The organism is Bacillus cereus group sp. MYBK220-1, assembly GCF_051916445.1.
GTDB lineage: Bacteria > Bacillota > Bacilli > Bacillales > Bacillaceae_G > Bacillus_A > Bacillus_A cereus.
The window spans coordinates 169853-185322 of record NZ_JBQAGQ010000002.1; the positions used below are offsets into that span (position 1 = coordinate 169853).

Genomic DNA, 15470 nt, shown 5'->3' on the forward strand with positions numbered 1-15470 from the left:
GTCTCTTTTATTTATTAACGTTTCTCTTTATTTCCGGCATATGATATCATTTAATTTTATATACAAAAAAGTATTTGAGTAATTGTAATCATAACAATTTTAAACGATAGAGGATGATAATAGATTGAATAATCATAGTAAAACACCTGCCTGTATATATACGTATGCATTTCGTGAGGAGGAGCGTGCTTTATGTTACTTGGAAATGCGCTCGTTCTTTGGAATGGAGTCGCACGTTAATATTTTAAAAAGTGATGTAAAAATTGACCCGAGTAGAAGTGCGTTTATGAAAGAGCGCGTTGAGGTTATGTATGAAGGGGACGACTTAGAAAGCATTTTAAAACAAGTGGAACAAATTGATTTAGCGGGGGCGTCGTTTAAAGTTATCTTCGTTAAAATCAATGACCTCGTTGGAGAAAATAAAATTGAATATGGAGAAAGACGTCTTATTGAACGAGACCTTGGCATGCATATTGAAGGAGAAGCGGATGTTCGTAATCCAGAGCGTGTATTCGGGATTGTTCCTCTTGGAGGACGCTGGTACTTCGGGCACTATGTAGAAAGCGAACCAGTTTGGTATCATCACATAAAAAAACCGCATAGTTATTCGACATCACTTAGCACACGTGTTGCGAGATCGGTTGCAAATATCGCTGTACCAAATCCAGAGGGAGTACGAGCAATTGACCCGTGCTGCGGTATTGGAACAGTAGTAGTAGAAGCACTTTCTATGGGGATTAACATCGTTGGTAGAGATATAAATCCACTTGTAGTTCTTGGAACAAGAAAAAATATCGCACATTTCGGATTTGAAGGAACAGTAACAAAAGGACCAATCGAGGAAATTACTGAGAACTACGACGTTGCCATTATCGATATGCCGTACGACCTATTTACGCATGCCACACCAGACGACCAGCTCTCCATTCTTTCAAGTGCACGCCGCATCGCTAAAAAGGTAGTCGTTGTCACGATGGAAACAATGGACGACATGATCCATGAAGCAGGATTTGAAATTAAGGATCGCTGTATTACAAGAAAAGGATCATTTACTAGACAAATTCTTGTTTGTGAATAAGAAAGGAAGGTCACCCGTTTGGGTGACCTTTTTAGTGTAGTTTGATGTGTGATTGATTGGTGGTGTAGATAGATGAATTAGCGGAATTTGTCGGTAAGTCGATATTCCATGGCGAATCGCCAATATCGTTACATTAGAATATTACTGTTCTTTTAATTTCTCTTGTTGTGCGATTAATAAATTGCGTAATATGTGCCCGCGGTAACTTTCTAGTTTTCGTCCTTCATGATAACGCACACCTAATTTTTTTAGTTCAGCTACGTACCAGCCCTTTGTTCCGTAGTACATTGGATCACTTCCTTTTTGCTTTTGAACAGTATATGTTGGGGAGCGAAGTAACTTTACATTGAAAATAATAAGACTGGTTGTATCAAGGGGCCCCTATAACATAGCCTCTGGACAGTGTATAAAAAAATAGACAGTAGTGTATGTTTTTCTAAACAATGCATACAAATTTATACCCTATGCGTTGGCATGATATTTGCAATGAAAAGAGTATCAACGTATAGGGGAGAGATCGAAATGAAGGTTAGTAAAATATATACAACGATTGATGCACACGTAGCTGGGGAGCCGCTTCGAATTATTACGGGTGGTGTGCCAGAAATAAAAGGAGAAACGCAGCTGGAAAGACGCGCCTACTGTATGGAACATTTGGATTATCTTCGTGAAGTTCTGATGTATGAACCGAGAGGGCATCACGGAATGTACGGTTGTATCATTACACCGCCAGCAAGTGCTCACGCTGATTTTGGTGTGTTATTTATGCACAATGAAGGCTGGAGTACGATGTGTGGTCACGGTATTATCGCTGTTATTACAGTCGGAATTGAAACAGGCATGTTTGAAGTAAAGGGGGAAAAACAAAAGTTCATTATTGATAGCCCAGCCGGAGAAGTTATTGCGTATGCAACATATAACGGGAGTGAAGTAGAATCTGTATCATTTGAAAATGTTCCTTCATTTGTATACAAAAAAGACGTTCCTATTAAAATAGATAACTATGAATTTCAAGTAGATATTGCGTTTGGAGGAGCATTTTACGCTGTAGTAGACTGTAAAGAATTTGGTTTGAAAGTTGATTTTAAAGACTTGCCTGCTATTCAAACGTGGGGCGGTAAAATTAAACATTATATAGAGAGCAAAATGGAAGTGAAGCATCCACTTGAAGAAGGTTTAAAAGGAATATACGGCGTTATTTTTTCAGATGAACCGAAAGACAAAGGTGCTACGCTACGAAATGTAACGATTTTTGCTGATGGGCAAGTAGATCGTTCTCCTTGCGGTACAGGAACTTCCGCAAGAATCGCAACTCTTTTTGGAAAAGATGCTTTACAAAAGGGAGAAATTTTCGTCCATGAATGCATTACTGGCGGGAAATTCGAGGGGGAAGTATTGTCGGTAACCGCAGTAGATCCATATGAAGCTGTCGTTCCAAAAGTAACGGGGAATGCCTTTATTACAGGATTTCATCAGTTCGTTGTAGACCCGAGAGATGATTTGAATCGAGGATTTTTGTTAGGATAAGAGGAGGGGGTGGAAAGATATGCTAGTCATAAGCGCGAACGAACAAAGAAACTTAGTAAATATGAATGAAGTTATTGAATACGCGGCGCTTGCTTTAAAAGAATTTTCCGCAGAAAGAACAATTACACCAATAAGAGGCTCATTACCATTTGCGAACGAGCAAAATACGGCATTAATTATGCCTTCAGTAGCGGAAGGACTTGAAGCACTTGGAGTAAAAATAGTAACGGTAGTCCCGCAAAATAAACAGGTAGGAAAGAAAACGATAAACGGGATTGTGATGCTATCAGACTTTCAAACGGGAGAACCGCTCGCACTTTTAGAAGGATCGTACTTAACGATGATCTGAACAGGCGCCTTATCAGGAGTAGCGACAAAATATTTAGCTCGTCATAACGCAAAAACTTTATGCATAATCGGGACAGGAGAACAGGCGAAGGGGATTGCTGAAGCTGTATTTGCGGTAAGAGCTATTGAAAAAGTCATTTTATACAATCGAACAGAAGAAAAAGCGTATGCATTTGCGCAATATATACAAGAGAAATTAGGCAAACCAGCTTACGTTTACAAGGATCCAAATGAAGCGATATGTGAAGCAGACATCATCGTCACAACTACGAATGCATCCACACCAGTCTTCTCAGAAAAACTACAAAAAGGCGTCCACATAAACGCCGTCGGCTCATTCAGACCGAGCATGCAAGAACTACCCTCACACGCCATCACAAGCGCAAACAAAGTAGTAGTCGAATCAAAAGAAGCAGCACTAGACGAAACAGGAGACCTTCAAGTTCCGATAAAAGAAGGTCTATTCAAAGCAAACGCCATTCACGCTGAACTTGGTCAAATTATAAGCGGAGAAAAAGCTGGTCGCGAAAATGATGAAGAGATTACTATTTTCAAATCAGTTGGTTTAGCGGTAGTAGATATTATCGTTGCGAAGTATTTGTATGAGAGAGCGGTGGAGCAAGGAGTAGGGAATAAGATTGAGTTTTGAGACTGCCTTTTGGTGGTCTTTTTTTCAATTCATCAAATGTCATGATAACCTCCTAAATGTGTTTTTTGTCTTTAATCCCATTCTACATTTTCGATCATATAAAACAATCATTTTAGAGGGGGTTTCTGTAAGTTGATAGTTTTTTAACTCATTTTATGAGGCTACTTATTCGTGGTCTTTTTATTTTCTCCTCCGCATAAATATAGTTTATCGCAAGAATGCATTAATAGATTACAAACTTTCTACCTTTGCGAAAAAGTTTGACAATACATACCGGTAGTGGTAATTTAAAACCTATAAGAAAACTCGGTATTAATTCCGAGTTTTCTTATAGGTGTAAATAGTCGAGAGGGGTCGAAATATGAAGAAGAAGTTGTTTGTATTACCATTTGTCCTACTATTATTTATTGCATTAGCTGCTTGTTCAGGGGAAAAAGATTCGAAGCAAGCGGGCACTAGTAAATCAGGGACTCCGAAAGATGGAGGAACGTTAACGATTGGTGTTAGCGATAATCCAGATACGATGAATCCGCTTTATGCGAATGATCGTGTGTCATTAACTGTGCAGCAAGCTTTATATGCGCCGCTATATCATATGGAAGACGGTAAGAAAAAGTTTGTTCTTGCTGAGAGCTTTACGCCTTCAGAAGATCAATTAACTTGGACACTGAAGTTAAAAGATAATTTGAAATGGCATGATGGTAAGAAAATTACATCAGACGATATAGCATTTACATTCCAATCTATTTTAGATGAGAAGCAAAATAGCTCAAGTCGTGAAAACTTTATTTTTAAAGGAAAGCCGCTTGAGGTGAAAAAGGTAGATGAGTTAACCACTCAATTCGTTTTACCACAAGTAAGCGCATCTTTCGAAGGTGTGATGAATGATTTCTTCCCAATTCCGAAACATGTATTTGAAGGGGAAGCAGATTTAGCGAAGAGTAAGAAAAACTTACAGCCTGTAGGATCAGGGCCATTTAAGTTTAAAGAGTATAAATCAGATGAGTACGTTGCATTAGATCGATTTGATGATTATGTAGGTGGGAAAGCTAAATTAGACTCTATCGTATACCGCGTTGTAAAAGACCGTAATACAGCAAATGTTTCACTGCAAAATGGTCAAATCAACATGAAAATGATTGAGCCGCAAGACTTTAAGAAACTAGATAGCACTGGGAACTTCTCAATGGTGACATTCCCTGAAGGTAGATTATTCTACTTATCTTATAACATGAATACTGATCTTATGAAGAAAAAAGAAGTGCGCCAAGCAATTGCGCATGCGTTAGATAAAAAAGAAATGATTAACTCAGCATTCGTTTCGGGTGAATTTGCAGAACCAGCAAATTCAATCTTAACGCCAGACGCTATGTATTATGCGAAAGATATTAAAGACTATAAGTATGATAAAAAAGAAGCGAAAGATTTATTAGCAAAAGCTGGCGTGAAAGATGACGAAAAAGTACGTGTGATGTATGTAACGAATAATAAAATCATGGAAAGCTTAGCGCTTTATACACAACAAAAATTAAAAGAAGTTGGCTTAGAAGTTGAACTAAATGCATTAGATGCTAGTGCAGCAAGTGAAAAAGGCTTAGATAAAGAGAATAAAGAATATGACATTACATTTGGTGGTTACATAATGGGACCTGAGCCAGATTCATATAAGAGCTTATTCTTAAGTAATGCTGAATACAATTATGCACGATATAAAAACGCTGATTTCGATAAGTTATGGGAAGAAGCTGCAGTTGAGACAGATAAAACAAAACGCGCAGAGTTATACCATAAGATTCAAGAGACAGCTAGAGAAGACGTACCTTATCTCCCAATCGCGTATCCGAAAGCAGTTATTGCAGTAGATAAAAAGTTTGATGGATTAAAAGAAGCGAAAGCAATTCCTGTCACAATGTTTGAAGATCTATCTAAGATTTATGAAGTGAAATAAGAAACAATAAAGAAGCTGGTGGAAATCAGCTTCTTTAGCTTGAGGGGGGAAGTTTGTGTATAAAGTAATTGCGAAGAGGCTTTTAAATGCAATTCCGCTTTTATTTGTTATTTCTATTATTTCTTTTCTATTAATAAAACTAGCACCGGGGGATCCAGTTCGAAACTTTGTAACGCCAAATATGAGTCCAATTGATGTGGAGCGTATTCGCAAAAGTTTAGGACTAGATCAACCAATTTACGTGCAGTATTTTTTATGGTTAAAAAACATTTTAACAGGAAACTTTGGTTACTCACTTCAAAATCATCGTCCTGTTTTGGAACTTATCACAGAAAGATTACCTGCAACAATTGGATTAATGGGATCATCTTTACTCGTCTCATTCGTAATCGCAATACCGCTTGGACTATTTACAGGTGTGAAAAAGAATTCATTCTTTGACCGCATTGTAAACTTTATTTCATACGTTGGTATTTCTATGCCGGTTTTCTGGTTTGCACTACTATTAGTCTACTTATTCTCTTTAAAATTGAACCTACTTCCGAGTATGGGTATGCGCACCGTAGGTAAAGATTCTGTCTGGGATATTGTGCAACACGGTATTTTACCTTGCATGGTGTTAGCGTTCCAAAACGTATCTGTTTATATGAGATATATTCGTTCAAGTACGATTCAGCAATTAGAAGAAGAATATGTACAAATTCAATATGCGTATGGTGCTTCAAAGAAAACAGTGTTATTTAATCACGTACTTCGAAATGTATTAATACCAATCATTACAATTTTCGGATTATCGATTCCAAGTTTAGTAGGCGGAGCGTTCATTACGGAAACAGTATTTTCATGGCCGGGTCTTGGTTCACTTGGGGTAAATGCTATTTTTAGATTTGATTATCCGATTATCATGGCAATTACATTACTATCATCATTCATGTTAATTCTCGGTAACTTAATTGCTGATATTTTATATGGCGTAGTAGATCCGCGCATTCGAATGAGGGGGTGATTTGGAATGAATAGTAGGAGATTTCAAACGATAAAACATAGTTTTACGAAAAATAAGTTTGTTGCAATGGGAGTTATTATACTTGCGATTTTAACGGTCGCATCAATTTTCGCATTCGTATCGCCGTACGATTCTAGCAAAATGTCGATTCCAGATCGCTTACAAGAACCGAGTATGAGTCATCCTTTCGGAACGGATGATTACGGAAGGGATTACTTAACGAGAGCGTTATATGGCGGACGAGTTTCACTTGCGGTCGGTTTCCTTGCGATGGTTGTTTCTATTACAATCGGTACTGCAGTTGGAACAATTAGCGGGTATTTTGGCGGAAAGTTAGACAACTTTTTAATGCGAGTTGTTGAAGTGCTTATGTCAATTCCATCATTCTTTTTAATGCTACTATTAAATGCGTATTTAAAACCAGGAATTACGACGTTAGTTCTTATTATCGGATTACTAACATGGATGGACACCGCCCGTATCGTAAGGGCAGAAACGTTATCTGTAAAAGAGCGTGAGTACGTTTTATACGCAAAAGTATCAGGACAAAAATCACTTATGGTTATTGTAAGACATATCATTCCTAACATTTTATCAACCATTATTATCGCCGCGACATTAACGATTGCGACATCGATTTTAATGGAATCATCACTTAGTTTCTTAGGTTTAGGTATTAGAGAACCAGATTCTTCTTGGGGCAGCATGCTAAACAATGCGCAAGGATATATTGGTGAAGCTTGGTATTTAACGCTCTTCCCAGGATTCCTTATCCTTTTAACGGTACTGAGTTTTAACGTAATTGGTGAAGCATTGAAGAAAGCTTTCGCACCAAAAGGAGCCGGACATGAAAACTAAAGTGTTAAGTGAAAGGAGTGAGAAGCGTGTCTGAAAAACTACTAGAAGTGAAAAATTTAAAAACTTCTTTTTTCATAGAAAGTGGCGAAGTTGAAGCGGTTCGCGGTGTTACATTTCGCTTAAATAAAGGAGAAGTAGTCGGTATCGTTGGGGAATCTGGAAGCGGGAAGAGTGTAATGGCGAAGTCTGTTATGTCTCTCGTTACGTCACCAGGAAAAGTGAAAGAAGGGGAAATCCTTTTTCATAATGAAAACATACTTTCTAAATCTGAAAAAGAATTGCGTTCTATTAGAGGAAATCAAATTTCACTTATCTCTCAAGACCCAATGTCAGCGCTAAATCCGGTCGTGAAAATTGGGAAACAAATGACGGAAGTAATTATACGTCATCAAAAAGTGAAAAAGAAAGAAGCAGAGCAGATCGCGATCAACTTGTTAAAACAAGTTGGCCTTTCGTCACCAGAAGAAAGGGTAAAACAATATCCGCATGAACTAAGCGGTGGTATGAAGCAGAGGGTTATGATCGCAATGGCGATGTCTTGTAATCCGGACCTTCTTATTGCTGACGAACCGACGACGGCACTTGATGTAACGATACAGGCGCAAATACTAGATTTAATGAAAAACTTAAAGAACGAAACGAATATGGCGTTACTTCTTATTACGCACGACTTAGGAATTGTCGCGCAAAACTGTACGCGCGTCATCGTTATGTACGGCGGGCTTATTATGGAAGAAGGACCTGTACTTGATATTTTTCAATCGCCGAATCATCCATATACGAAAGGGCTATTAAACTCTCTGCCAAAAATAGCGAACGGCGTAAAAGAAAGACTCGCTCCTATTCAAGGTGTAACACCAAACTTATTAAACCCGCCACAAGGTTGCCCATTCGCAGAGCGTTGCCCGCATGCGATGGACATTTGTGAAAAAGAACGTCCGCCATATTTTGAAGTCGGAAACGAAAGACGTTCCATGTGCTGGTTAAACCATAAGACAGTAGGTGATTCACATGCATGAAGAAAACTTAATTGAAGTTCGGAACTTAAAAAAGTATTTTCCTATTAAAAAAGGACTATTTGGCAGAAAAACAGAGCAATTAAAAGCAGTCGATGACTTAAGCTTTACAATTAAAAAAGGTGAAACATTCGGGTTAGTAGGAGAATCTGGCTGCGGGAAATCAACGACAGGAAGAAGCATCATTCGTTTACACGACGTCACTTCAGGTAACGTTTTATTCGACGGAAAAGATATCGCAAGTTTAAAGGAAAGTGAACTAAAAGAATATCGAAAAAGAATGCAAATCATTTTCCAAGATCCATACGCATCATTAAACCCGGCAATGAATGTATTCCAAATTATTAGCGAACCGATGAACATTCACGGTTCTTACGAAAAAGAAGAACAAAAAGAAATCATTTTAGACCTTCTGAAAAAGGTAGGATTAAAAGAAGAACACTTATATCGCTACCCGCACGAATTTAGCGGGGGCCAGCGCCAGCGCATTAGTATCGCGCGCGCACTATCTGTAAAACCAGACTTTATCCTATGTGACGAACCAATCTCAGCACTCGATGTCTCAGTCCAAGCACAAGTCGTAAACATGCTGCAAGACATCCAAGAAGAAACAGGAGTCACATACTTATTCATCGCACATGACCTATCTATGGTAAGGCACATATCAGACCGAATCGGAGTCATGTACTTAGGAAACATAGTAGAAATTGCCGACAGCGAAGACCTATACACAAAACCGGCACATCCATACACACAAGCACTACTCTCATCCATGCCAGAACCAGATCCAACAAACATAGGAAAAGAACGGATCATCCTAGAGGGAGAAGTACCAAGCCCACTAAACTCACCATCCGGCTGCAAATTTAGAACGCGCTGCAAATTCGCCACTGAAAAATGCGCACAGGAAGTACCGAAGATGGTTGAGATTGCGAAAGGGCATGAAGTGGCTTGTCATTTGTTTTAGAGGGAGAGCACTAGGGGGACCTGGTGCTTTTTTGTTTTGTGTTGGGGTGTGGGAATGGTTGTAGACTAATGGTCAGTGATTGTTTATAGTTGCATTTCCTGTTATATAATTTTCCTTATTTTTCAACTATAATTGTAATGATATGTTAGATTGTATATTTTATCCTTAATATATTTAATGGAAGGGGGACTCTCTATGAAATTGCTTCGTTCATTTCTCATTTTCACTCTTGTTGTATTGTTAAGCGCATGTAATACAGCAACAAAAGTCACAAAGGTTCAAAAAAATGGCGAAACGACTTTAACAATTGGTTCTTTGCAGGGGTATTACGATGTACAAACGCTTAAAGCTGAAAAAGGAAATCTGGAAATTCCTTATGAGGCAGCAGTTGAAGAAGGTACGATTTTATTGCAAGTCACAAAAGACGATAAGGTCATTTATGAAGAAGAAGTCACTTCTCAAAAAGAAGGTTTGCTTTCTTTTGAAGCGCCAAAATCCGGATCATATGATTTAATTGTACGTGTGAAGGGTGAAGAAGAGAAAGCGAAAGGAATTCAAATACATACGAAGCTATGAAAAAACGGCAAGCGGAGTATACTCGCTTGCCGTTTCCATTTCCAGTTGGTTCTGGCATAACAAATGCTCATCAATTTCAAGAAGTGAACGTAAAGTAATTCCGAAGTATACAATATTTTACTTTCAGCGATGTAATCCCTAATAAAAGATTCAATAAATTTCATAATATAAATATTTAATTCTAATCATTAAAAATCCTACTTTTTCTTACTTTAATTGTTTCTAAAATATAAAGAAGAATACCTAAACCAAATATTTTTTCAGCATTAGAAATATTATTACCTAATTTAATAATCGGTACATTTAAGCCAAATCTTTCACTCCATTCTAAAGGCATATATCCCCTCTTGCAGTTTATTAATATACGATCATCCATTGTACGAAAAGACGTTTCGAAAAAATCAAATTCCACTTCTATCTCAGAAATTTTTATCTCTTTTTCATTCATCAAAGAACCACGTACCATTCAAAATCCTTGTATCATATTTTCTTTAAACATACCTACACAATTATAATTCGAATCATAAATAGCCCAATCATAATTTTCAACTTCACTTTGAAAATATGCAAGGATTTCTCCATCACTTGCTTCCAATCCAAAAACTTCTTTATTTTTTAAAATAGGTAATGTTGAAGAAATCATCTTTGTTCCTGCTACATATCTTCCATCAGGAGTATATAAACCTAAATGTTTATTATTGCCGGGTAATTCTAACAAAACATAAGTATCAATATCCCAAAATGTTAAATCATTTTTAATTATATTTTTTTCTAGTAAATTTCCTTTTCTTAATTGCCAAAATCCAATACTAAAAAATACAAGAGAAGCTATAATAATTAAGATTACTGGTCCCCAATTAATATTACCCCAAGTATTATACATACCAATTAATCCATAAAGAAAAAGCCCAGTTCCAATTAAACACTTCAACTTTCCCCTTTTTTTATAATACTCAAATAATTCCACATAAACACCTCTATCAGTTGGTCTTAATATTTCAATTACCTTTCAAATAGGGGGCACATTACCGAAAGTGAAAAATTGTATGCTAAGGGTGTAAAAACCTATTATAGCAGGTTTTATAGACGTTATATTTACCTTTATAATAAAAGAGGACGTGGAGTAACTTGATTATTCTTAATCATTCGACAAGATACAACAATTTAAGATCATATTTTTTGCTATGATAAGTAAGAAATTTACATATCGTGTTATTGGGGGATAAAAAGAGATGTTGAAAAAATTTACTACATGTATTTTAGGTGGCGCTTTAGTATTCAATTTATCTGGTTGCGGCAATACATCCGACAAAACTTCTTCAGAATCTAAAGAAACCAATTCTAAACAAGAAGAAAAGAAAGTGCAAACAACTGATGAGGCGAAAACGAAAGAGAATACAAAGCAGAAAAATACAGAACAAACAAAAGAGAAATCAAAAATAAAAGAAAAAGAGTATGCTGTAAACAAGGATTTTCATACACCTAAATTTGATGTAACTGTAAAAAGAGTTGTAGAAAGAGATAAGGTTGGTAAAGAGAGTATAGGATTCCAAAAACCTGAAGATGGACATGTCTTTATTGTTGTAGAAGCAGAAGGGAAAAATATCACAAACGAACCGATGAAATTAGCCGTTTTACCATCAGTGGATTTAGTGGATGAAAATGATAATGCTTATCAAAGTGATGTGTTAGCAGCTAGTAGTTATGCGGTTGAAAAAGGTGAGACCTCTACTATTACTAAGGAATTAAAACCAGGGGAGGTAAAGAGACAAAATAAAGTTTACGTGATTAATAAAGAAAAATTTGATACAGGAAAGTGGTATGTAGTTGTTAACCATGAGTATAAGGAACAAATTAAATAGTGTTTATTTATGAAGAGGAGATGGCTCCTCTTTTTTTTTTACAAGTTAACACAGAATTTCGTTATAATGTAGAAATTTAATGTTTTCGGAAAAAAGAATTGACTTCTATATTAGTTGTAACTAAAATAATTACATAAAGATGTAATCAATTTAGTTACAACTAATATCTGCTAAAAATATGATTTATATATTTAATTAAGGATGGTGGTCCATACGTTGCCACCCGGTGTAGAAAGTTACTAACACATTCAAATCGATGCATATTCTAAGCTTTAGTATTTTCTGTTACGGGGCAATAAGGTGCAACGTTATCTTTTGTTAAAAACCTTGGTGGATCTTTCTTTGGAAATATTAGTTTTGGGGAAATATAGTAAGGTATCTAAAAAAGAACAAGGTATAAAAAGATGTACTTATATAAACCAAAAATTTAGTTGAGCTGGATAATAAAAAAAGGTAGGGGATTTAAATGGAGACGAAACAAGATAACCTTATTTACGTATGGGATGCATATTGTGGATGGTGCTATGGTTTTTCAGAAAGTATTAAAGGATTTTACAAAAACCACACTGAAGTGCCATTAACAGTTTTATGTGGAGGGTTATTTTTAGATAATTTACCAATGAAAAACTTCTCATATATAGAAGAAGGAAATAAAAGAATTAATCAACTTACAGGTGCTGAATTTGGTCCTTCCTATCAAAAATTGGTGGAGGAAGGGACTTTTAAAATGAATTCGAAAGATGCTGCAATTGGTTTTTCAGCTTTACGCTCATTAGCGCCAGACCGTTTATTAGAATTCACTTCGGCTATGCAAAAAGCGTTTTATTATGAGGGCCAAAGTCTGAGTGATCCTGAAACATATCGCAAAATTGCAATCGAGCATGGTTTGGACCCTGAACAAGTATTAGAACGTTTAAACGCTCAAGAAACAATAATAGATGTCCAAAATGATTTCAATAAAGTTCGACAGCTTGGTGTTAATAGCTATCCTTCATTACTTTTACAAAAGGATAATCAAATTATTCCTATTGGTGGTGGCGTAATGACGCCGGATAAAATTGAAGCGCGTTTTAAAAATTTATATTAAGAAAATTTAGGATATAGTAGCAAACATGTTATCTTAAGCCACCTGACATTTATCTCCGGAATATTCGCCAGTACTATTACACTTTCAGATAAATGGGAGTGGGAGATTTTATCCCGCTTTAACGGGCAGTAAGACCCCCACCTCAAAATTCAGTGGAAGCAAAGAAGTTAGGTGGGGGATCAACTGTCCGTAAAAGTCCGATTGGTGTGGGCTAATAATCAGTGGGGGATGAACAAAACCCCCACTGATTAAAGTTTCACTTTATCGGAACAAGATAAAAATATGATAATTAGTTCATAACTTTAACAAAAGGAGAATAACATACTATGTTTACAACAATCGATACAAATCAAAAAGATGTGAAATTAACGGTGTTTAGTTCGGACGAAAAAAGCTTTATGGTCACAGCAACATTAGTTGAGAAAGCAGGACATGCATTTTTAATAAACTCAAAATTTACTCAATCTGATTCGAAAGAAATTGTTGAGTATCTGAAAAAAAATGACTTATCTTTAGATAAAATCTTTATTATTCATGGGGATCCAGACTACTACTTTGGATTAGAGAGCATTAAAGCCGTTTACCCAGAAGCTATAGCGTATGCAACAGAGTCTACTGTTGAACATATCGTTCATTCTGTCTTAGGGAAATTAAAAGTTTGGAAAGACGCCCTTGGAGAAAATGCACCAAGTAACGTGGTATTACCTCAAGTGTTTAAAGAAAAAGCGATTGATTTTCAGGGGTTAACATTTGAACTAGTAGGCTTAGATCATTACAGAACTAGCCTATTTAATAAAGAACTAAAAGTATTAATTGGTGGTATTGATGTATTTAACGAAATACATGTATTCTTAGCGGATACTAACTCAAAAGCGGCTATGGAGGCATGGATTGAGAACTTGAAAGTATTACAAGCGTTACATGCTGACATAATTGTACCTAGCCATGGATCAATCGAAAAATCCCTAAATAATCAAGCACTTACTGCGACAATGGATTATCTAAGAACTGCGGTTCAAGCTTCTGAGGAAAGTGGAACTTCAAAAGATTTTGTGGCAAAACTTGAAGCAGCATATCCAGGCTATGCAAATAAAGGTGTATTAGAATTAAGTGCAAAAGTTGTAACAAAAGAAATGCCTTGGGGTTAATGATATGAATAAATATCAAAAGCTATTACATGAAACGTATGTGTTAACTGGCGAAGGGAAATTGGATGCGTTCAAAACGTATTTAAGTGAAAATGTATCTTGGACAGAAGCTGCTGGGTTTCCATATGCAGGTACTTATATAGGTCCAGATGAAGTAGTGAAAAACGTACATGAACGTCTTGGCACAGAATGGGATGACTATAGCGCTAAAGATGAAATCTATGCTTTTAATAACAATACTGTTATCGTGTATGGAAAATATAGTGGGACATATAAAGCTACAGGGAAATCGTTCATAGCAGATTTTTGTCACCTTTATAAGTTTGATGAGAACGATAAGGTTAAGAAGTTTATTCAAATTGTGGACAGTGCAACTGTTAATGAGGTATTAAGTTAGAATGAATCGTTTCTAATATGCGTTGTATAGGGGGAGGTTAGGATAAATGAAATTCCTAACATTACCCCTGACATTACATTTTGGGGAAGGTTTCTCCTTCTTCAAGCTTTTTATAGAAGAGAACTTATTTAAGTAGAAGAGGTAGGTATATATGAAATTAGAGAAAAGTTTAATAGTAATAATTATTTCTGTGTTTATTTTAGGAATTGTATCGACTTTGATATTTCAAGCTTCCACCGGTAATAACAAAGGTAACTCAATAAAGAGCGAAAATGTTGCTTCTGTATCAAAAGAAGTGAAAGAAAATGAAAAGAATAAAAAGATGGTAGTTGATTTCTATAATGAAGTTTTTAACAAACATAATATCGATATTATCCCTAAATATGTTAGCGAAGATTATAAGCAACATAATCCTTTTGTTGCTGATGGACGAAAAGCCTTCATGGATTTCTTTAAGGAGGATTTTGTTAAAAATCCTAATTCCTCTGCAGAGATTAAACGTGTAGTAGCTGAAGGGGATACAGTTGCTCTTCATGTACATTCTCGTACTAATTCTCAAGATAAGGGAGTTGCTATAGTGGATATATTTCGTATCAAGGATGGAAAGATTGTCGAACACTGGGATGTAATTCAAGAGATTCCAAGTGAAGCAGCTAATGATAATACGATGTTTTAGATAGAAGATATATTTAATAATTGTTTAATTGATAGTGCTTTGTAGAATTTAGATAAGTAAAGGAGATGTCCTAGTACTATGCCTGGGACATCTCCTTTTTGTTTTAACGATATTTAATTTATTGTTATTTGTATTTTTTATGTACTACTATTCAAGTACATATCATTTCAGGCGGTTTTCTTTTATCCCGCATTAACGGGCAGTAAGATCCCCACCTCAAAATTCAGCGAAAGCAAAGAAATTAGGTGGGGGCGGGCTGCCCGTAAAAGCCCAATTGGTGAGGGCAAAGTTTCACTTTATGCTTCTATATTTTCCCTCTTCTACACC

Annotated in this window: 14 protein-coding genes and 2 pseudogenes; 14 read left to right on the plus strand and 2 right to left on the minus strand. The window is 36.3% G+C overall.

What is annotated here, in order from left to right; genetic code table 11:
• Window positions 1-124: 124 nt before the first annotated feature.
• On the plus strand, window positions 125-1078 hold the full coding sequence (locus tag ACTFRU_RS07710) for a TRM11 family SAM-dependent methyltransferase (RefSeq protein ID WP_440037564.1): 954 nt from the start codon (window positions 125-127) through the stop codon (window positions 1076-1078).
• Between the two features lie 141 nt (window positions 1079-1219).
• On the opposite strand, the gene ACTFRU_RS07715 is transcribed toward ACTFRU_RS07710, so the two are convergent.
• Window positions 1220-1435: a YflJ family protein gene (locus ACTFRU_RS07715; RefSeq protein WP_163093213.1), complete on the minus strand. Its 216-nt coding sequence runs from the start codon at window positions 1433-1435 to the stop codon at window positions 1220-1222.
• Between the two features lie 165 nt (window positions 1436-1600).
• Between ACTFRU_RS07715 and ACTFRU_RS07720 the strand changes: the two genes are divergently transcribed.
• The 8 genes and pseudogenes from ACTFRU_RS07720 to ACTFRU_RS07755 all read left to right on the plus strand — a co-directional run bounded on the left by ACTFRU_RS07720 (window position 1601) and on the right by ACTFRU_RS07755 (window position 9973).
• Window positions 1601-2605, plus strand: coding sequence for a proline racemase family protein (locus ACTFRU_RS07720; protein ID WP_163093107.1), 1005 nt, complete (start codon window positions 1601-1603; stop codon window positions 2603-2605).
• 19 nt (window positions 2606-2624) lie between these two features.
• Window positions 2625-3602, plus strand: a pseudogene (locus tag ACTFRU_RS07725) (ornithine cyclodeaminase family protein).
• Window positions 3603-3963: 361 nt separating this feature from the next.
• A complete protein-coding gene (locus ACTFRU_RS07730; protein WP_088346742.1) occupies window positions 3964-5550 on the plus strand; it encodes an ABC transporter substrate-binding protein in 1587 nt (528 codons plus the stop codon).
• Between the two features lie 55 nt (window positions 5551-5605).
• The gene (locus ACTFRU_RS07735; protein ID WP_000278778.1) at window positions 5606-6556 is read left to right on the plus strand and encodes an ABC transporter permease; all 951 of its coding nucleotides are present in this window, start codon (window positions 5606-5608) and stop codon (window positions 6554-6556) included.
• Window positions 6557-6562: 6 nt separating this feature from the next.
• On the plus strand, window positions 6563-7414 hold the full coding sequence (locus ACTFRU_RS07740) for an ABC transporter permease (protein WP_440037565.1): 852 nt from the start codon (window positions 6563-6565) through the stop codon (window positions 7412-7414).
• Window positions 7415-7440: 26 nt separating this feature from the next.
• Complete coding sequence (locus tag ACTFRU_RS07745) at window positions 7441-8433, plus strand: ABC transporter ATP-binding protein (protein WP_440037566.1); 993 nt, start codon at window positions 7441-7443, stop codon at window positions 8431-8433.
• Window positions 8426-9397 (plus strand): ABC transporter ATP-binding protein, encoded by a 972-nt coding sequence (locus ACTFRU_RS07750; RefSeq protein WP_000544129.1) that lies wholly within the window; start codon window positions 8426-8428, stop codon window positions 9395-9397. The genes ACTFRU_RS07745 and ACTFRU_RS07750 overlap by 8 nt, the downstream gene beginning before the upstream one ends.
• A 195-nt stretch (window positions 9398-9592) precedes the next feature.
• A complete protein-coding gene (locus tag ACTFRU_RS07755) occupies window positions 9593-9973 on the plus strand; it encodes a BA_1872 family lipoprotein (protein WP_088346748.1) in 381 nt (126 codons plus the stop codon).
• Between the two features lie 181 nt (window positions 9974-10154).
• Here ACTFRU_RS07755 and ACTFRU_RS07760 read toward each other — a convergent pair.
• Window positions 10155-10940, minus strand: a pseudogene (locus ACTFRU_RS07760) (ABC transporter ATP-binding protein).
• A gap of 265 nt (window positions 10941-11205) precedes the next feature.
• On the opposite strand from ACTFRU_RS07760, the gene ACTFRU_RS07765 reads away from it, so the two are divergent.
• The 5 genes from ACTFRU_RS07765 to ACTFRU_RS07785 all read left to right on the plus strand — a co-directional run bounded on the left by ACTFRU_RS07765 (window position 11206) and on the right by ACTFRU_RS07785 (window position 15143).
• Window positions 11206-11835 carry a hypothetical protein gene (locus tag ACTFRU_RS07765; protein WP_000913402.1) on the plus strand — a complete coding sequence of 210 codons (630 nt, stop codon included), beginning with the start codon at window positions 11206-11208 and terminating at the stop codon, window positions 11833-11835.
• A 466-nt stretch (window positions 11836-12301) separates the two neighbouring features.
• The gene (locus ACTFRU_RS07770; RefSeq protein ID WP_000448622.1) at window positions 12302-12922 is read left to right on the plus strand and encodes a DsbA family protein; all 621 of its coding nucleotides are present in this window, start codon (window positions 12302-12304) and stop codon (window positions 12920-12922) included.
• Between the two features lie 326 nt (window positions 12923-13248).
• A complete protein-coding gene (locus tag ACTFRU_RS07775) occupies window positions 13249-14070 on the plus strand; it encodes a cytoplasmic protein (protein ID WP_440037567.1) in 822 nt (273 codons plus the stop codon).
• 4 nt (window positions 14071-14074) lie between these two features.
• Window positions 14075-14467, plus strand: a complete 393-nt coding sequence (locus ACTFRU_RS07780; RefSeq protein ID WP_001046359.1) for a nuclear transport factor 2 family protein — start codon at window positions 14075-14077, stop codon at window positions 14465-14467.
• Window positions 14468-14618: 151 nt separating this feature from the next.
• Window positions 14619-15143 carry a nuclear transport factor 2 family protein gene (locus ACTFRU_RS07785; protein WP_000764219.1) on the plus strand — a complete coding sequence of 175 codons (525 nt, stop codon included), beginning with the start codon at window positions 14619-14621 and terminating at the stop codon, window positions 15141-15143.
• Window positions 15144-15470 lie beyond the last annotated feature (327 nt).

Excerpts from the sequence above, each read along its gene's own strand:
- ACTFRU_RS07720 (WP_163093107.1), top strand. The coding sequence starts at position 1,601 with ATGAAGGTTAGTAAAATATATACAACGATTGATGCACACGTAGCTGGG.
- ACTFRU_RS07730 (WP_088346742.1), top strand. The coding sequence starts at position 3,964 with ATGAAGAAGAAGTTGTTTGTATTACCATTTGTCCTACTATTATTTATT.
- ACTFRU_RS07740 (WP_440037565.1), top strand. The coding sequence starts at position 6,563 with ATGAATAGTAGGAGATTTCAAACGATAAAACATAGTTTTACGAAAAAT.
- ACTFRU_RS07750 (WP_000544129.1), top strand. The coding sequence starts at position 8,426 with ATGCATGAAGAAAACTTAATTGAAGTTCGGAACTTAAAAAAGTATTTT.
- ACTFRU_RS07755 (WP_088346748.1), top strand. The coding sequence starts at position 9,593 with ATGAAATTGCTTCGTTCATTTCTCATTTTCACTCTTGTTGTATTGTTA.
- ACTFRU_RS07765 (WP_000913402.1), top strand. The coding sequence starts at position 11,206 with ATGTTGAAAAAATTTACTACATGTATTTTAGGTGGCGCTTTAGTATTC.
- ACTFRU_RS07770 (WP_000448622.1), top strand. The coding sequence starts at position 12,302 with ATGGAGACGAAACAAGATAACCTTATTTACGTATGGGATGCATATTGT.
- ACTFRU_RS07775 (WP_440037567.1), top strand. The coding sequence starts at position 13,249 with ATGTTTACAACAATCGATACAAATCAAAAAGATGTGAAATTAACGGTG.
- ACTFRU_RS07780 (WP_001046359.1), top strand. The coding sequence starts at position 14,075 with ATGAATAAATATCAAAAGCTATTACATGAAACGTATGTGTTAACTGGC.
- ACTFRU_RS07785 (WP_000764219.1), top strand. The coding sequence starts at position 14,619 with ATGAAATTAGAGAAAAGTTTAATAGTAATAATTATTTCTGTGTTTATT.